The organism is Streptomyces minutiscleroticus, from assembly GCF_014650875.1.
In the GTDB taxonomy this organism is placed as follows: domain Bacteria; phylum Actinomycetota; class Actinomycetes; order Streptomycetales; family Streptomycetaceae; genus Streptomyces; species Streptomyces minutiscleroticus.
On sequence record NZ_BMVU01000023.1, the window covers coordinates 64,253 to 82,812 of the forward strand.

The following is an 18,560-nucleotide window of genomic DNA, read 5'->3' on the forward strand; positions in this document are numbered from 1 at the left end:
GCTGGTTCGAGTACGTGGTCTGGGCGAGGTCCTGCACCTCCGTCTTGACCGACTCGGTGACCAGGACGGCCCGGTGCGGCACCGACCGCTCCACGACCAGGTGCCCCATCGGGTGCTGACTCCTGCCCCGGGTCAGCTCGGGTCCGCTGACCGGCCCGGTGAGCCGCCCGAACATCCCGAGCAGCCGGTCCGGCCGGGCGAACGAGACCAGGGTGCGGTGCGCCGAACTGCCCGGCCTCGCCCCGGAGACGGCCAGCGCCACGTCCTCCGGCGGGTCCACCAGGTACAGGCCGGTGGAGTCGGACAGCCGCGGAACCGTCCCGTCCGGGAAGGTGAGCGTCTCCGGTGCCCGGCGGGGTCCGTCGAACGGCACGGTGAGTTCGTCCGGCAGCCGCCAGCTCAGTCCGTCCCGCATGCCGAACGAGGCGGTGTGCACCGGGGTGCGCACCCAGCGGGGAGCCGGCGCGGGCGTGCCGGTGCCCTCGGTGCCCGGCCGCGACACGGAACCGTTCCGGCTCTGCGACCTCGGTGCTTCGGTGACCCGTTCCACCCGCACCCGGTAGTGGACGTCGTCCAGATGGAGGTGCGAGCCGTCCGTATCCTGGGTCTCGGTCTGGTGGAGCGCCGTGGTGCCCTGGGAGTAGTCCGTCTTGCGGGTCCAGCCCAGCGAGGCGTTGATCTTCAGCAGCCAGCTGAGCGGCGGCCCCAGGCTCAGGGCACCGGCGATCCGGCGCCCGAAGCTCACGGTGCGCCCGTCGCCCGTGGCGGCCTGTCCGCGCCGCGTCGTGGCGACCTTGACGGAGCCGCCCACGTCGGAGAAGCGTTCCCAACGGTGGTACGGGATCGCCTCGACCGTCATCTCCAGGCCGACCCCGGACTTCTCCCGGCCCACGAACCGGGCGCCGCGCGGGGCGGTGAACGCGGAGGGCTGGTCGGTCAGCAGCCGCAGCAGCTCCGACTCGTCGAACCGCGAGCGCACCTTCGCCGGCAGCTTGCCGAGGATCTCTTGCGCCGCCAGCTCGGGCGAGCGCAGGGTGAGCGCGCCGGGACCGGGGAGCAGCCCGGTGGGCGTGCCCTGCGGCATCCCGTCCGTCCCGTCCGGGTCGGTGTCCCGTGGATCGGCGTCCGGCCTGATCAGGACGGCGGGCAGCCTGCTGCCGTCCTCGAAGGTGACCGTGCGCGGAGCCGGGCCCGGCGGGCGGGCGTCCTCACCGGTCAGCAGACGGGCCGGGCGGTACCGGTCGAGCTGGGTCTCCAACTGCGCACGGTCGCCCTGGTCGGGGGCCGGGGTGCTGTCGAGGTCGGTGATGCCGCCCATGCCGCGCAGCCACTCGCCGAACGGGTCGGTACCGTCCGGCTCCCGGGGGACCGGCGACTCGGTGGATGTGGGCGTGACCGGGTCAGAGGCCGGTGCCGGCACCAGAGCATCGAAGTGGTCGGTTCCGTCCCACAGCAGGTGCAGGGTGCCGTGGGAGCCGCCCGGATTCAGCTCGGTGACGACGGGCGCGTCCGTCCCCTGCAGGTCGGGCCGCACGACGCGCAGACCGATGTCGAGGGTGTGTGCGAGCGCCTCAGGGAGCAGGTCGGCGAAGGGCGACGGCCACAGTTCGGGGCGCTCCGCGACGGCGGCGAGCAGCCCCCGCCCACCGAGCCGCCGCGCGTCCGCCGGGGTGGGCGCCACCTCGACGAGCTGCGGGTAGCCGCTGTCGGCGAGGACCTGCCGCCACCGTCCGGCGTCGCCGTCGGTGACGACCTCCTGCGCGATCCGGTTCCACTCGTCGGTGATCCGGCGCTGCTCGGCGGGGTCGTCCACCCCGACCAGGGCGCGCATCCGCTGGTCGTCCAGCACGGCGAACACCGGATCCGGCGTGAGGTCGTCCGCGACGGCACCCAACTCGGAACCGATGACACGGTCACGCACCAGACCGCGCAGCCCGGCGAGGTTCCGCGCGGCCCAGGCGGGCGGCACGTCCCGGCCGCGGGCGCTGTCGAGCACCGCCCGGAACAATGTGTCCCCGTCGGCCCGGGCGTTCACCCGGAGGAAGGAACGGCCGTCCGCGCGGACGTGGTCGGCGGGGTTCTCCGACCGCACCGGCACGGACGCCGGAGCGGGCGGTGCGGTCCAGGTGAGTTCGGCGTGGTTGTTCTCGGGGCGGAAGCGGAGCAGGGGTTCGCCGTCGGGGCCCCGGTGGGAGCTGACGACCTTGTCGAAGACGGACTTGTCGAAGTCGGTGGACGGAGCCCAGAACATGTGGGCGCCGTGCTCGACGGCCATGTCCTTGGTCCTCATCTCCTCGATCAGCGCGTCGTGCTGCGAGGAGGGGACGCGTGTGCCGCCGGGCGTGGAGACGTCGTACACGTCGTGGTCGCTGGTGACGGGGCGCGGCGTGCCGTCCCGGTCCACTCCGTGGACCACGCCGTCCCGGACGACGAAGGTGTTGTCCCGCTCGTACGCCGCCATCGTGGGGGCGAGTTCCCGGAACTCGGTGGAGCGCTGGTTGAAGCGGGACACGATCCTGTCCCACTGGTCGTCCGTGAGGGATCCGCGCTCGGGCAGGGTCGGCCGGAAGTAGCCGACGAGTCCGATGTCCTCCGCCCGGGCGCCGAGGTGGACGTCGACGTCGCTGATGCTCTTGGCCTTGATGCCCGCCGGCTTGGCCATGGCTCCGGCGTCGAGCCACTTCACGGCGCCGGGGTTGGTCGGACGGACGTCGAGGACCAGGTTCCTGCCCCGGGACAGATTGCGGAATCCCTTGTAGTGCTTCTCCGGGAAGCCGTACTTCTGACGCGCCGTGAACGTGTCGACGCTGTCCGACCTCGACCGAGTGGACTTCTCCGGTTCCTGGGGGACGGTGGCCGCGGGCGCCGGGCCGTGCAGGCGGCGCGCCAGCTCGGCGGTGTCCTCGGGGCTCAGGGCGAGTTCGGACAGCGGCAGCGGTGCGTCCGACAGCGACCAGGCGACCTGCGCCGACGGCGCGTAGGCGAGCCCGCGCACGTCCTCCTGCGAGACCAGGGTGGCCGGGGACAGCTCGGGCGGAGGCGGGGGCAGCTCGGGCGGAGGCGGGGGCAGCAGGGCGTCGAGCGTGGTGTCAGGACCGGCGGTGGCCCGCAGGTCGGCCGCCGCGCGCAGGAACGCGGTGTACTGCTCCGGGGTGGGGCCGGCCGCCGGGTCGACGGCGGTGCCGCCCGTCGCGGTGTGCCAGTCGGTGACCATCCGGTCCAGCAGGTCCGGGGTCATCCGGCCGTCGCCGTAGCGGGCCGCGGTGCCCGGGTCGAGCCAGCGCAGGCCGTCCACGTGGGCGAGCCCGGCGAGCAGCTCCCGGTTCTCGGGCCGCTGCTCGGCGTCCGGGCCGAGGGCGCCGCGCAGCGTGCGGACCTGCTGGAGGGTACGGGCCAGGGCGAAGGCGTCGGCCGGGCCGGGGCCCGCGTGCAGGCCGGCGTCGCGCGCCAGCCGGTCCAGGTCGGCGCCGCTGGGCTCGGGGGTGAACAGCCGCCACTGTCCCGGCCCGTCCGCGCCCTCGGTGAGCACCGCGCGGACCTCGCCGTTCCGGTCCCGGGCCGTGCCCACCTCGCTGGTCGGCGCGTACACCGGCCGCCTGGTCCGGTTCGCCACGTGCTGCGCCACCGGCAGGCCCGCGACCCGCGGCTGCCGCCCGGTCTCGCAGGAGTACAGCACCAGCGGCCGTTCCTGGTCGCCGTCCTGCGACCAGGACCTGAGCACCATGCCCAGCTGCACGCCGCTGACCTTCACGGTGGGGCGCTTCGCGTCGTCGGTGCCGAGCGTGACGGTACGGGGGGTGCCGTGGCTCACGAAGTAGTCGGCGCCCTCCTCGGTGTCCGCGCCGGGAAGCGCGGCCGGCGGGCCGGTGAACACGGTACGGGTGGGCGACGGGTCCGCCGTGGTCTCCGGCTCCGGGCCGGGGTCGGCGGACGTGGTGCGCACCCCGCGGAAGGTGTTCTGGCCGAGCAGTGCCCGGCGCCCCGCGTCGCGCGCCGTACCGTCCTCGGCCGGGCTCTGCGAGATGGTCAGCGTCCGTACGGCATGCCCCGGCCGGGGCCGCGCGGCGGTGTCCGGCACGAGGCGCCGCAGCTGCGCGACGGGCACCGTGAGGCCGTCCAGGGTGGTGACGGCCGGCTCGCCCGCGGGCCGCGCGGGACCGTTTCCGCGGTCGGCGTCGTCGCCGGTCGCGGGCCGCACGACGATCCGCCCGGGCGGCGGGGGCGTCACGGAGGGCGTCGACGCGGGGGTGTCCGGTGCGGTGGGCGGGGGCGGCGGGGTGCCGCCGTCCCCGGGCCCGCGCCCGCCGCCGGAGACCTGCCCGCCGGTCCCGCCGGTCCCGGCGGTGTCGCCGCGGTCCGACTCCAGGTGCAGGTCGGTGGCCGGCTCGGCCCAGGGCCGGGACAGGGTGGCGAGCTTGCTCGCGGCGGGCTCGGCGGTGGTCGCGGGGTTCGGGCCGGTCCCGTCGCCGTGCACCGCGGGCGCCGTCCCCGGGAGCACCTTCGAGGACGTGGTCGTGACCGGGGCCGGAGCGGTGGCGACCGGGTCGCTCCCGGTCTTCACGGTGCTCTCGGTCTGCACCGCGCTTTCGGTCTTCACCGTGCTCTCGGTGGCGGGGCGGTCCGCCGGGGACGGGGCCGGGCCGAGGGCGTCGGCGAGCGGCAGCAGGACGTCGGCGCCGGGGAACGCGGTGTCCGCGGCGTCGGTGCCGCTCGTGGTGTCCGTGGCGCCGTCCGGCGTCGCGGCGGGCGGCGGACCGGCGAGCGGGCGGACCCGGACCGGGGCGCCCGGCCCCTCGCGGGTCAGCTCGACGGCGGCGCGCACCGGGCGGTTCGTCCCCTCCGACGCGACCGGCGGCCCGAGCACCACGGCCCGGTCGGTCCCGGCGCCGTCCAGCAGCTCGGCCGCCTCCGGCGACCCCTCGGCCGGCGGCGGCGTCTCCGAGACCACGACGGTCAGCGGCGGGGCCTGCGTGGACGCGGGGTTCCCGGCGGGGGCGGGACCGGCCTTCACGTCGCGTACGCCGGCACTGTCGCCGCGTCCGTCGACGCTGCCACGCCCGTCACCGGTGCCGGTGTCGGCGTACGAGCTTGTGGTGCTCACCTTCGGCGGGGCGGCGGTGGTGTCGGCGGCCGGGGCGGGGGCGTTCTCGGACGGGTCCGAGGCGACGCCGGTCCCGGACGAGCCGACGGTCTCCGGGGAAGAGACGGTCGCCGGAGGCGTGACGGTGTCCGAAGAGGTGGCGGTCTCCGGGGAGGCGGCGGTGCCGGAGGAGGGATCGGTCTCCGGCGAATGCGAGGTCTGCGGGGAGCCGTCCGCCGTGGTCTGCGAACCGTCCACCGGGGCCGTGCCGTCGGAGGCACGGGTGCCCTGGGACGGCGTGGAGGAGGGGGTCTGGGTGTTTCCGGAGGCGGGGACGCCGGTCGGCCGTCCGCCGGTGCCCGTGCCAGTGTTTGTGTTCGTTCCCGTGCCCGTGCCCGTGCCCGTACCGGGCGCGGTGGAGGTGTTGGGCGCGGCGGTGGAGGTGTTTGACGCGTTGGAGACGATGGGACCGCCGGTCCCCTGACCCGGCGCCGCAGCCGCAGGGTCGTCCTGCTGGGCCACCCCGTCCGGAGAGGTGCGAACGTTGTTCTCCGGGGAGCCCACGACCGTGTTCTCCGGGGAGTTCACAACAGTGTTCCCCGAAGAGTTCACAACAGTGTTCCCCGAAGAGTTCACGACCGTGTTCTCCGGGGAGTTCACGACGGTGTCGTCGACCTGGGCCTCCGGACCCTGGTCCACCAGGAGGTCGGTGGCGTCCCCGGTGGAACCGGTGGGCGAGTCGACCGTGGTCGTGGCGTTGTTGCCGGAGGTGCCCGTGGCGGTGACCGGGGCGTTCACCCCGGTCGGGGTGTTCCCTGTCACCGGGGTGGTCGCCGCTGTCGGGCTGTCCACGGTGACCGGTGTGTTCACCGTCAGAGGGGTGTCCACCGTGACCGGGGTGCCGAAGCCGTCGAGGGTGCGCCGGATCTGGTCGGCGTCGACCTGGGCGGCGGGGCCGTTGCCTGCGGGCACCACCCGGACCTCGGGCAACTGCGACAGGTTGCCGTACAGGTTGTCGCGGGCGCCGATCTCGGCGATGCCGGGCGCCCGGTCGCCGCGCAGGGCGGCGAGGTCGCGCAGCGCCTGCTCGCGGACCTCGGCGGAACCGTTGTGGACCTGCTGCCACAGGGCGTTCTCGGCGGCGGTGACGGGCAGCGGGCCCGGGGAGTACGGCGGCGGGTCCTGGGTCGTGTACGGCGGCGGGTCCTGCGCGTAGTACGGCGGGGGCAGCTCGCTGCCGGTCAGGTCGCCCTGGCCGGTGACCGGGACGGAGGAGGCGGGCGCGGAGCCGTCGCCGCCCGTGGTGTCCGTGTGCGAGGGGCCGTCGGTGCGGTCGGGGCCGTCACCGGTGCGCGAGGGGCCGTCGGAGTCCCGCGAGCCGGAGCCGGAGCCGACGCCGCCGGAGATGGTGGGCGGCTGGTTGCGCAGCTTGTCGATGGCGTTGCGCAGTTCGGCGCTGCTGTTGACGGCGCCGCTGGTGAGCGAGGACTCGACCTGGCTGCTGAGGCCCGCGCCGACGAAGGTGGACCAGCTCGTGGACCAGTCGCCGTCGAAGGCGCCCTTGATCAGGATCTCCGCGAGCGCCTCGCCGGAGCCGGCGGCGAGGAAGTCGGCCGTCCCCTTGAGCCCGTAGTGCCCGGCCAGCGCGCCCGGCCGGTCGGAGTTGTAGCGCAGCAGCATGTTGTTGCGCCACAGCTCGGGGCTGTTCCGGAAGTTGTTCTGGAAGGAGAACAGGTCCCGGAAGCTGGTCGGGGGGTTGGCGCCGGGACCGTCGGTGTACGGGTCGGGGCGGTCGTTCGGGGTGTCGTCGTACTTGGTGTCCGGGTTCGGCCTGGAGTTCGGGCCGTTGCCCTTGAGGTCGAGGTCCGGGGTGTCCTTCAGCTTGGGCGGGGGCTTGAAGTCGAGGTCGGGCCCGTTCTTCAGGAAGGTGTTGTCGTAGCTCTTGACGATGTTCCTCGCCCAGCTGGCGAAGACGTCGGTGAGGAAGCCCGCGGCGGCGCCGAACGCACCGTCCTTGAGGATCTGGCCCCAGTCGAACTTGTCCGGGCGGCGGCCGTCCGGGGCGAAGTTCATCATCGCGAGGCGCACCGCGAAGGTGGTGAACGCCTCGGCGAACGCCTCGGTCAGCGAGGGCGCGATGTGCAGCCGCTGGAGCAGATGGGTGAGCGTGCTGAGGATGAAGAAGCGGCTGCGCAGCTTGGCCATCATGATCTGGCTGGCCGAGGCGCCTCCGGTGAAGAAGGACATCGCCAGGTAGATGGCGATCTCGATGAGCAGCCGGATGACCTCGGCGATGACCTGCCACTTGGACTCCATGATGTCCATGGAGGTCTTGCGCCGTCCTTCGGCGATCTTGTCGAGCTGCCCGGCGAAGTCGCGCAGGTAGTTCTTGCCGCCGTCGTCGGTGAGCATGCCCATCGCCTTGGCGTACGAGTTCGCCAGGTCGTCCGGCATGACCTCGGCGATGTCGTGGATCGACTTCGCGATCAGCGAGGACAGCCGGTCGAGCTTCCGGCCCAGGCCGGAGTAGGGCAGGCGGCTGTCGTAGGCGAGGTCCTCGTCGGCGTCGGTGAGCCTCTCCCCGGTGAGGATGAAGATCATCGCGTTGACTTCGGGCGACGGCTGGATGCTCATCGGGGGCCGTCCTGGAGTCCGCGCGGGCAGGACGGAGTGGCCGCTCCCGGCAGGATGCGGGAGCGGCCGACGGAGCGGCGGAGGTCAGCGGCGGCCATGCCCGCCCGTGGAGGAGCCGTCGCCGCCCAGTCCGTTGGTCTCGATGCGGTTGGTGCCCTGCTCGATCCCCTCGACGTTGCGGTCGCGGGTGTCCTTCATCATCCTGACCTGGCTGAGCGTGGCGTCCGTGATGCCCACCAGCGCGTCGCGGATGGACATCATGGTCTCCTTGGTGGTCTGCCGCTCCTTCTGCTCCTGCGGCTTGGCCTTCTCGGCGAACTCGCCCTGCGTACCGGGCCAGTTGACGGTGGGGGCCAGCTCGTCGAGGAACTCCTCGGTCATGCTCCTGGCCAGCTCGCCGATCTCCTCCAGCTGCCCCGCCAGGGCCTCGATGCGCGCCGGGTCGACGTAGTACCGCTGTCCCATCGTCAGTCCTCCCCGTCCTCGCCGAGGGCGTCCCGCCAGGCGGGGGTGGCCCGGCCGTCGCGTGCCGTGTCCTCGTCGTCGTCGCGCAGCACCTCGGGACCGAAGATCCGCTCCCAGTCCAGCTCGAAGCCCTTCAGCTCCGGCACGTTGCTGCTGGGCTCGGTGAAGGGGGCCATCGCCTTCATCACGTGCCGGTTCATCTTCACGCGGGCCGCGTTCGCCGCCTCCAGGACGCTGGCGGCCAGCTCCTGGGGGGACATGTCGCGGTACTTGTTCTCCAGGAACTCGATCCCGGCCAGCTCGCCCTGCGGGCCCACGGTGGCCCGGACCGCCCGGTCGGAGGAGAGCACCGCGAACGACGCCTGCCGCAGCTCGCGTTCGGTGCGGGCGAGCGCCTCCTGGGCCGCGTGGAGCTCGGCCATCGCCTTCTCCAGACGCTGCTCCATCGGTTCCGTCACGCCTGCTCCGCCCTTCCGTGCCGCGCTCCGCGTGCGCCCGGACGTCCTGTCCGCGCGGTCCGTCAACTGTCGTGCTGATCTTGCCTGATGAGGTCCCCGGCTGGGAAGCCGGAACCGGGTGGCGTTCGTCTCTTTACCGTGGTCACACCCGGTTTCCGCCCCTGCCGTCACCGTCCGGTGACGGCAGGGGGACCGGCGGTCACCGCCCGATGACGGCCGGTGCGCCGCCCTCGTCGGTGCCCCACACGTCCGCGTCCTCCTCCAGGTAGTCGGCGGACGTGGTGACCCTGCGGCCCGGCTCCGCCTCCTCCTCCCCGGAGGACTCGCCGCCGGTGGTCGCCACCCGGGAGGCCGGGGCCAGGAAGGTGTCGGTGTCCTCCTGGCGGTTCCACGGGCTGCGCCGTCGGCGGTTGCGGCGCTCGCTCTCCTCCGCCGCGTCGACCAGGACGGCCCGCACCCGCTCGCCGTTGCCCTTCTCGCCGGCGCCGGCACCCATGCCGCCCATGCCGCCGCCCATGGGCATGCCGGGGCTGCCGGGCATGCCGGGCGCGCCGGGGGTGCCGGCCGCCGCGGCGGCGGCCAGCGGTGCGGCCGCGGCGGTGCTGTCGGACAGGGGGGCGACCCCGGACCCGCTGTAGCCGTCCAGGGAGCCGGTCCCGGACAGGCCGCCGCCGGAGGCCGCGGTGCTCGCGCTGCCGCCGCCGAGTCCCAGCTCGGAGAAGGGCACGTCCTGGGTGGTGCCCCCGCCCGCGCCGCCGCTGCCGTTGAGTCCGCCGATGCTGCCGAGGTCGTCGAGCCCGCCGAGGACGTCCGAGCTGTCGAGGCCGCCGGACGTGTTGAGGTCGTGCAGGTCCACCGTCGCGGTGTTGCCCTGCGCGTCGGTGACGGTGGCGATGCCGGTGTCCGGGTCGATGACCTGCTTGCTGCCGTCCGGGAACTCGGTGGTCAGCATGCCGTTGTCCAGGAAGGTGGTGGAGCCGTCCGGGTTGGTGACCCGCGCCCCGTGGGTGAGGTCGGTGACGGTGGTGGAGTTGTTCGGGTCGGTGCTGGTGAGCATCCCGGTGTCGGGGTCGAAGCGGGTGTTGCTGCCGTCCGCGAACGTGGTGGCGAAGTCGTCGCCCACGAGCGAGGTGTGACCGCCGGTCGGGGTCTCCAGCCCGCCCGGGTCGCTGTTGATGTTCCCGAGGTCGCCCAGGTCGCTGTTGATGTTTCCCAGGTCGCCCAGGTCGCCGATCGACTCCAGGGACATGTCGGGACCGGCGTTCCCCAGGCTGTTCATGCTGTTGAGGTTGCCCAGGCTGCCGAGGTTCTCGGTGGTGGTGGTCCCGTCCGGGTTGGTGGTGGTGACCTGGCCGGTGGCGGGGTCGATCTGCTGGGTGGTGCCGTCGGGGAACTCGGTGACCAGCTTGCCGTCGTCGCCGAGGGACGTGGTCGAGCCGTCGGGGTTGGTGACCGTGGCGCCGTTGCCCAGGTCGGTGACGGTGGTGGTGCCGTCGGGGCCGACGGTGGTGAGCGTCCCGGTGTCGGGGTCGAAGCGGCTGCTGCCGCCGTCGGCGAAGTCGGTGGTCAGGTCGCCGCCGCTGGTGAGCTGCGTGCTGCCGCCGGTCGGCGTGTCGAGCACACCGTCACCGCCGTTGAGACCGCTGAAGCTGCCGAGGTTCTCGGTGGTGGTGGTCCCGTCCGGGTTGGTGGTGGTGACCTGGCCGGTGGCGGGGTCGATCTGCTGGGTGGTGCCGTCGGGGAACTCGGTGACCAGCTTGCCGTCGTCGCCGAGGGACGTGGTCGAGCCGTCGGGGTTGGTGACCGTGGCGCCGTTGCCCAGGTCGGTGACGGTGGTGGTGCCGTCGGGGCCGACGGTGGTGAGCGTCCCGGTGTCGGGGTCGAAGCGGCTGCTGCTGCCGTCGGCGAAGTCGGTGTTGAGGTCGCCGCCGCTGGTCAGCTGGGTGCTGCCGCCGGTCGGGGTGTCGAGCACACCGTCGATGCCGCCGAGGCTGCCGTTGCCGAGGCTGCCGTTGAGGTTGCCCAGGCTCCCCAGGTCGGTCGTCGTGGTCGTGCCGTCGGGGTTGGTGGTGACGGCCTGGCCGGTGGCGGGGTCGATCTGCTGGGTGGTGCCGTCGGGGAAGGTGGTGGTCAGCTTGCCGTCGTCGCCGAGGGAGGTGATCGAACCGTCCGGGTTGGTCACGGTCATGCCGTTGCCCAGGTCGGTGGTCGTGGTGGACCCGTCGGGGTTGACGGTGGTGAGCAGCCCGGTGTCGGGGTCGAAGCTGGTGCTGCTGCCGTTGCCGAAGTCGGTGTTGAGCTTGCCGTTGTTGAACTGGGTGCTGCCGCCGGTCGGGGTCCTGAGGGGGCCGCCGTTGAGACCGCCGAGGCCGCCGAGGTTCTGGGTGACCGCGTCGTTGGCGGCGTTCAGCGCGCCCAAGCTGCCCAGGGACTGGACGGCCGGCGGGGTGTCGGTGAGGGACTGCTGACCGTCGCCGGTCCCGTCCGGGCCGCCGTTCGCCGCGCCGTTCACGTCGCCGAGGCCGCCCAGGGTCTCGGTGACCGCCCGGTTGACGTCGTCGCCGGTCCCGTCCGGGCCGCCGTTCGCCGCGCCGTTCACACCGCCGAGGTCGCCCAGGCTCTCGGTGACCGGGACCTTCTGGTTCAGCAGTTCATCGAGGTTGCCGAGGGTCTCCTCGTTGGCCCCGCCGCCGGGGTTGTTGATGTCGCCGAGGCTCTCCTCCATGGCCTTGCGCTGCTCCTCGGCCTCCTTCTCCTGCTCGGCGCGCAGTTCGTCCTGGTACTTCTTGTCTTCCTCGCGCTGCTTGTTCTGCTCTTCGCGCAGTTCGTCCTGGTACTTCTTGTCCTCTTCGCGCTGCTTGTTCTGCTCGGCGCGCAGTTCGTCCTGGTACTTCTTGTCTTCCTCGCGCTGCTTGTTCTGCTCTTCGCGCAGTTCGTCCTGGTACTTCTTGTCCTCTTCGCGCTGCTTCCTCTGCTCTTCGCGGAGCTCGTCCTGGTACTTCTTGTCCTCTTCGCGCTGGTTCTTGAGCTCCTCCTCTTCCTCCTCCGCCTTCTTCTTCTCGTACGCCTCCGAGGCGGTGCTGGTCGACTTCGGCTTGGGCACGTTGTCGGTGAAGTCGTCGCCGAGGTCCAGGAAGTTGTTGTTCAGGTTGGACTGCACCTGGGCGGCGGGCTTGCCCAGGTACTCGTCGACGCCCTGGGTCCAGATCTTGACCGCCTTGTCACCGACCTTCGCCCAGTTCGCGATGTCGTTGAGGTCGCCGTACTCCGGGTGCACCTGGGAGAAGCCGGCCTGCGGGCTGTGGGAGATGGTCGTGGTGTAGGAGTAGCCGGAGCCGGTAGTGGTCGACTTGATGTCCGTCTTGGCGACGTTGTTGGAGTCCACCCACTGGGCGAGGTCGTCCAGGACGTAGCGCAGCACTCGGTGCGGGTCGTAGTACGGCGACTTGGCCCACTCCAGCCATGCGTTCAGCAGCGTCCTGGCGGAGTCCTCCAGGTACTTGCGGCCCAGCGACAGGGCGCGCGAGTACACCGTGTTGCCGGTGCCGGCCTCGGCGCCGGTGCCGAGCGAGGTGTCGAACGTCTCGATGTAGGCGTCGTAGTTCTCGCGGATCTTCGTCAGCAGGCTGCGGAAGACCTCCGCCGCCTCGCCCTTCCAGCTGGCGTCGTCCCGGCCGAAGCGGTCCTCCCAGTCCTTCAGCACCGTCGCGTGGTCCCTGAAGAACTTGGCCGCGTAGTCGAAGGAATCTCCGGTGGTGTTGAAGGAGTTCAGGTCCACCGCGCCGTCCCCGGACGTGCTCAGGTTGCTGAACCGGGCGTCCGAGGTGTTGCCGGCCAGAAGCGCCATGAGCGCCGCCCGCGGCCCGTTCATGTACCGGGCGAGCGGGATGGTGCTCATCTTGTCTTTGTTGTAGTCCGTGAACTCGTTGCCCTCGCGCACGGAGACGTTGTTGACGTCGGTCGAGTCGGTGCCGTCGAAGATGATCTGGCCGTCGTCGGTCTTCACGCGGCCCTCGAAGACGATCCGGGCCTGCTTGATCGAGGTCTTCTTGCCGCTGTCGAAGAAGTAGATGTCGTAGTCTTCGCCCTTGTTCTGCAGGAAGCCGGAGTCCTTGACGACCAGGCTGAGGCTCAGCGTCCGGATGTCCATGCGGAACAGCTTGCCGCCGTGGTCGGAGCGGAGCGTGTCGAAGACGGTGCTGCGGTCCGGCACCGGGTAGCCGGTGATGTGGGTGACCAGGGTGGCCCAGGTGTCGCTCGACGGGGCCTTGGCGTTGTCGAACTTGTCGAGGTTCTCGCCGGATTTGGGATCGTAACGGTCGGCCACCGGGCGCTCTTTCTGGTCGGATGTCGTTCGTGCCGGCGCACCGCGTCCTCACGCGGGTGCGCGGCCGGGGGTGCGTACGCGGGCGCGCCGGTCGGTCATGTCCCTGGCCGGTACGCGCGGCTCGGACTCAGGTGTCGCTCTCCTCGCCGGTGGTGCCGGCGGTGAGGGTGTCGACCTCCTCGAAGGTCTGGAGCAGCGTCTGCGCGTCGATCGCGTCCAGGTTCTTGTTCTTGGTCTTGTTGGCCTCTTCGATGGTGTCGGTGAGGGCCTCCTTCAGCTCCTTGAAGAGCTCCATCTGGTCCCCGAGCAGCTTGTCGATGGCCTCGGCCGCGGCGCGGACGTTCTCGACCAGCGTCGGTCCCGAGACCAGGGGCTCGGTAGCCATCTTGCCGATGCGCAGGATCTGCTGCTTCTGGTCGAGGTTGTCCGCGGTGGTGTGCCCGTCGATGAGGTCGCCGAGCGGGCGGATGGTGGACCCGTCGCCGTCCTCGCGGTGCTTCTTCGCAGCGGTGTACACCGGGGCCACCTCGTTGTCCCGGAAGTTCTCCATCTGCTTGAGGTCGAAATGCTTGACATCGGCCTTGCTGTCGGCCATGGGACGTTCTCCTGCCGCTTGGTGCCGGACGGGGGATACCTGGTGGCCCGGTGGACGCCCGGGAGGACCGCCCCGGACCGGCGGGCCGGAGGCGGACGCACGCCGGGCGGCGCACCGGATCTGCGCGAAGTCCCCCCTGCCCGCGGCGTCCGGCGTGTTCTCTCCCCGGAGCTGCGTCCCGGGGCCGACCGCCCTGCCGAACCGCCCGCGTGGGTCCACCACGCGGGCGCTCCGCTGCCTTCCGGTCACACGCACCGGACATCGGGGTCCGTCCACGGCACGGACGAGGGGGAACCTCGGGCGGAACCTAGCGGGCCCGCACGTTGCCCCAGTTGTCGGCGCTCCTGCGCTCGTCGCGGGAGTGGTTGTCGTGGATGCTCTGGACCAGCTCGCCGCTGTCGCCGAGCAGCGTGGCCATGTTCTTGGTGGCCTGGTCCCACTCGGCCTGGACCTGGATGTACATCTCCTGGTCCGAACCCTCCCAGGAGCTGACGAGCGGCTTCAGCTCGTCCTCCAGGGTGTTGAGGGCCGTGATGATCCCCTGGGTCTGGGTCTTCAGCTCCTCGATGGCGTTGCGGACCACGGAATACTGTACGTCGATGATGCCGTCGGCCATGACGTCTCCTCTCGGGTGACCGGGCCCCTGGGCCCGGGGCTCACGGGGTCCGGCCCCCGCGGGGGCCGTGCCGTGAGGGGTGGGTCAGAGCAGCGCTTCGAAGACGCCCTGGGTGGTCTTGCTGTTGAGGACCTCGGTCAGGTCCTGGTTCTCCTTCGCCAGGCGGTTGGCGGAGGTCACGTTCTCCTGGAGCGCGTCGATCATCTTGCTGATCTGGACGACGACCTTCTGCGCCTCGCCGTTCCAGCTGCGGAACAGCTTCAGCAGGGCCTGGCCCTCGTCGCCGCCGACGCCCGAACGCGCCGCGATCTCGGCGACGTTGTTCTGGATCTTCTCGACCTGGTTCCGGGCCGTCTCCAGGGACGAGACGCCCCCCAAGCCCTTGGCATAGTCCGCTTTCCTTGCGGCGCTGTCCGCCATGTCGCGCTCCCTTCGTTCGAGCGATCTCGTCGCACCGTTGCCCACTGCACCGTTGCCCGCTGAGGCTAAGGAGAACCGAGCGTTCCGCGCAACGCGTGTAAGGAAGATTTGAGCATAGGCCAGCCCGCCGGAATTCGTTTGTGGCAACGGAGTTGTCTGAAGTTTTCCGCAGGATGAACACGGCCTTCCGGTCGGCCGGGAAGCAGGCCGGGAACGGCCCTCGGGCGACTCGGTGCGGCCGGGAGAGGGCGCGCGAAGAAGGCGAACGGACGCCGGGGAGGCCCGTTCGCGACAAGTGCACATCCGTGCGGGATTCCGGGATGCCGCCGGTGCAAAATTCTGAGCTTTTTCTGAGGTTTTCACCAGTGTCCGGCCATGGAGCCGATCCACCGACTCCATGGCACCGGCACCTGGTTCGCCTCGGAAAGGCTCCCTGTCTCGCCCCTTCTCCTTTTCACGGACGGTTTACGCGCCCCTCGCCCGAATCAGGACGCGGTGTCGGCTGTGCCTTCCTTGCCCGGCTCGTCGCTCTCCCCGCTCTTCCCCTTCTTCTGCCCGCCCGTCTCGCACCGGGGGGCCGTGACCTGCGGTTCCGCGGAACCCGAGGCGACGGCCGGGTCCAGGTCCGCGCCGGTCGGCAGGGCCGCGAGCAGCGGCGCCGGGACCGAGGCGATGTCCTTCTGCGCGTATCCGAGGGCCTCCAGCGAGTCCTTCGCGGAGACCCGGTACTTCACACCGTTCTCCGCCACCAGGTAGGTGGTGCCCGCGTGTGCGGCGCCGCTCGCGTGCAGGGCGCGGACCAGGGCGCCGTGCCCGGGCCGCACCACCGTGGCGTCCGTCGGGACGCAGGCCGCCGTCACCGGCTGCGCGGTGCCCTCCGCCACCGCGACCGGGGCGAGCCCGGTCAGCGGGACCAGCACCGAGCTGATCCGGGCGCCGCCGTCGCCGCCGTCCACCTGCGCGCACAGCGCGCTGCCGCGGGGCACGGACTGCGGGGCCGGCGGCTCGTCCGGCAGCTCCGAAGAGCCGGCCGGGTCCGCGTCCTTCGCCAGGTGCCCGCGCAGCGCGTCCGCGCCGACCGTGCGCGCCTCGGGCGACTTCCCCTGGTAGGCGTCCTTCTGGGTGGCCGGGTCGCCCAGCACCAGGGCGGCGCCGAGGCGGGTCAGCGGCACCAGGCCGTCCTTCTGCAGCAGGTAGTACGTGCTGTCGCCGCCGACCACGCTGACCTGGAACACCTGGCCGATCCGGGTGGTCTCGCCGCCGAGCGAGGGGCCCTCCTCGCCGCGTCCCGGCACCGCGGGCGGGCCGAGCGTGGGCCCGGGCGCCAGCGCGTCCAGGAACGCCGCCGAGACCGGCATCAGCTCCTCGGAGCCGTAGCCGAGGGCGTTGCGGGCGTCGGAGGCCTCGTCCAGCGGCAGCCTGCTGCCCTTCCACACCAGGTACTCGGTGTCGTCCGGGCCGCGCACCAGCACCCCGTGGTCGCCGCCGACGCCGTCGGAGTCCAGCGGCGCGCCGGCCACCAGCGTGGTCGCCCCCGGCTCCTCCACCCCGGTGTCCGCCACCTCGCCGGAGGTGTCGGCCAGCGCCCCGTCCGGCCCGGTGACGCACAGGTGCCAGGCGCCGGCGTCGAGCTGGCCGGGCTCGGGCACGGCGTCCGGGGCGCCGGGGATGCCGACCGGGGAGCCCACCGGGACGTCCCGCAGCGAGGCGGTGCCGACGTCCTCGGTCGCCAGGTCGGAGCCGCCGATCAGCCGCGCCGAGGCGTAGTTGCGCAGCGGGTGCAGCACGCCGTCGGTGCCGGTCCACAGGTACCGGGCGCCGGTGTCGCGGTTGACCACCAGGTGCTCACCGTCGCGCCAGCCGTCGTTGCCGCCGGGACGCAGCAGCCCGTAGACGGTGGTGCCCGCGCCGATCAGGACGGTGACCAGCACGCCGAAGACCACGCCGCGGGTGGTGCGCCCCAGCGGGCTCTCCGGGGCGTCGGGGTCGGCCATCAGCAGGCCCGAGCTGAGCCTGCCCATCATGAAACTGTGGGCGTGCACCTGGTCGCGTTTGGACTGCACAGCCTCTCCTCACCTCGTTCTCGATGTCCCGGCGTACGGGCGGGCTCAGCCGAACAGGCCGCGCAGCCAGCCGAAGAGCCCCGCCACCCACAGGCTGAGCGGCAGCAGGGCGACCGCGAGGCCGGTGTGCGCCAGCTCCGCCGCGCGGCCCCAGTACGGCAGCATCCGGCGGCCGGGCACCGTCCAGGCGGCGATCACGAGCGCGGCCGCGGCGGCGAGCAGCACCGCGAAGACCACCACCCGTCCGTCGCCGCTGCTGTCCACGGCCCAGGCGCGGGCGAGCAGCAGCAGGCCCCAGATCCCGGGCACCGCCAGGGTCAGCCGCTGCCAGATGTGGACCAGGCCGCGGGAGTGCAGGAGCAGCAGCAGGCTCAGCGCGAGCGCGGTCAGCACCTCTGGCAGGTCGGGGCGCTCGGCGAGGACGGCCAGGGCGGCCGCGGCGACGGTGCCGGTGGCGGCGAACAGCGCGGTGACCCAGCGCCCGGCCAGCTCGGTGCGCTCGGCGATCTCGTCGCCCGCGTAGGGCTCGATGCCCTCCTGCAGCTGTCCTGCGGAGGACGGCAGCGCGGGCATCCGCATCCCGGCCAGCTTGAAGGCGAACGGCGCCACCGTGCCGGCGGCGAGCACGAGCACCGCCACCACCAGCGCCGCAGCGGCCGGCACGTCCAGGCCGGTGTAGCCGATCAGCGCCCCGGCGACGGCGGTGGCCGCCAGGACCACCGCGCTGGCCAGCAGGGCGGGGGCGCCGACCGCGGTGGCGGCCAGCGCGATGACCGCGCCGCCGGCGCCCGCCGCGCCCGCCGCGAGCAGCCGCGCGCCCACGACCCGCACCGCGTCCGGGCCGCTCACGTCGCCGCCGGGCAGCACCCAGCCGGCCAGCGCCAGGCAGGGCGCGACCAGCAGGCCGAGCGCGGTCGCGGAGAGGCGGTCGCCGACCGCGCGGCTGGCGGAGCCCGCGCCCGCGAGCAGCAGCAGCCCGGCCACGGCCGCGCAGACGGCCCGCAGGGACCCGGAGCCGGACACCCCGGGCCGGAACACCAGCACCAGGGCGGCCACCACGGTCGCCACCACGGTGCCCACCAGCAGCCCGCGGGCCGCCCCGGGGTGCCAGGTGTGCAGCTTCCGGCCCGCGGTGTCGGCTATCCCGTCCACCAGGTCGTCCAGGCGCGCCTCGGGCAGCGCCTCGGTGTGCGGGCGCAGGTAGAGCACGTCACCGTCGGCGAGCCCGGCGGCGGCGAGGGTCGCCTCCTCGTCGAGCGGGGCGTCGCCCAGGCGCTGGAGCACCCAGCCGGCGTGGTCGAGTCCGGCCTCCTCGGCCTCCTCGCCGACATAGCGCAGCAGCGTGGGCAACAGATCGGCGACCGGCACGTCGGCGGGTACGGCCAGATCGACGGAGACGCTAGGCGCGCGTACGGTCAGGCGGCACAGTTCGGCCACCGCGCTGTCGGTCATCAGCTGAACTCTCGTCTTCCGTGGAGGCTTCGCCGGGGAAGGACTTCACCGGGAAAGGGGACATGCGAAGAGTACGGAACGCCGACGCGGCCGGGAACGGCGGTCCGGACAAGGGAAATTCGGGGGATATGTGCCCGGTGGCCATCTCTGTCGCGTGGACAGTTCGCGTTCCGTGAATGCAGACTACTGCCTACGCCCGCCGGCTCGTGCTGCGGACCGGACTCCGTGCCCGCCGAGGAGTTGGACCGGTACGGGAGTCGAGCGCCCGCTTCCCGCCCAGAACATTCACGCGGTGTTCACCGGCGTCCGGGAAGCGCAGGAATGAATGCGGTGCGTTCCATTCCCGTCACCGCGTGTACCGGTAAATCGGTGCGGGCCGGAATGCCCAGTGAAACCGGAGGTTTCGTCCCTTGAGTGTGGTGCTGTTTCGCCGGCCGGCCCGCAGGCGCG

The 18,560-nt window shown here is 72.4% G+C and carries 9 protein-coding genes (1 of these 9 cut by a window edge); all 9 read right to left on the reverse strand.

What is annotated here, in order from left to right; all coding sequences use genetic code 11:
* Positions 1–7,714, reverse strand: the 5' end (the start) of a protein-coding gene (locus IE271_RS22000; RefSeq protein WP_190192108.1) for a lonely Cys domain-containing protein. Its footprint begins 39,200 nt before the window's first position; 7,714 of the gene's 46,914 nt are visible here — the first part of the coding sequence; it begins with the start codon at positions 7,712–7,714; the stop codon falls past the left edge of the window.
* 84 nt (positions 7,715–7,798) lie between these two features.
* On the reverse strand, positions 7,799–8,179 hold the full coding sequence (locus IE271_RS22005) for a hypothetical protein (RefSeq protein WP_190192109.1): 381 nt from the start codon (positions 8,177–8,179) through the stop codon (positions 7,799–7,801).
* A 2-nt stretch (positions 8,180–8,181) separates the two neighbouring features.
* Complete coding sequence (locus IE271_RS22010; RefSeq protein WP_190192110.1) at positions 8,182–8,637, reverse strand: YbaB/EbfC family nucleoid-associated protein; 456 nt, start codon at positions 8,635–8,637, stop codon at positions 8,182–8,184.
* Between the two features lie 199 nt (positions 8,638–8,836).
* Positions 8,837–12,964, reverse strand: a complete 4,128-nt coding sequence (locus tag IE271_RS22015; protein ID WP_190192111.1) for an AAWKG family protein — start codon at positions 12,962–12,964, stop codon at positions 8,837–8,839.
* A 127-nt stretch (positions 12,965–13,091) separates the two neighbouring features.
* The gene (locus IE271_RS22020; protein ID WP_190192112.1) at positions 13,092–13,559 is read right to left on the reverse strand and encodes a type VII secretion system-associated protein; all 468 of its coding nucleotides are present in this window, start codon (positions 13,557–13,559) and stop codon (positions 13,092–13,094) included.
* A 307-nt stretch (positions 13,560–13,866) separates the two neighbouring features.
* The gene (locus IE271_RS22025; RefSeq protein ID WP_190192113.1) at positions 13,867–14,175 is read right to left on the reverse strand and encodes a WXG100 family type VII secretion target; all 309 of its coding nucleotides are present in this window, start codon (positions 14,173–14,175) and stop codon (positions 13,867–13,869) included.
* An 84-nt stretch (positions 14,176–14,259) separates the two neighbouring features.
* The gene (locus tag IE271_RS22030) at positions 14,260–14,595 is read right to left on the reverse strand and encodes a hypothetical protein (protein ID WP_190192114.1); all 336 of its coding nucleotides are present in this window, start codon (positions 14,593–14,595) and stop codon (positions 14,260–14,262) included.
* A gap of 485 nt (positions 14,596–15,080) precedes the next feature.
* Entirely contained in the window at positions 15,081–16,658 is a 1,578-nt protein-coding gene (gene eccB / locus IE271_RS22035) for a type VII secretion protein EccB (protein WP_190192115.1), read from the reverse strand.
* 45 nt (positions 16,659–16,703) lie between these two features.
* Positions 16,704–18,110: a type VII secretion integral membrane protein EccD gene (gene eccD, locus IE271_RS22040; RefSeq protein WP_190192116.1), complete on the reverse strand. Its 1,407-nt coding sequence runs from the start codon at positions 18,108–18,110 to the stop codon at positions 16,704–16,706.
* Between the last annotated feature and the right edge of the window lie 450 nt (positions 18,111–18,560).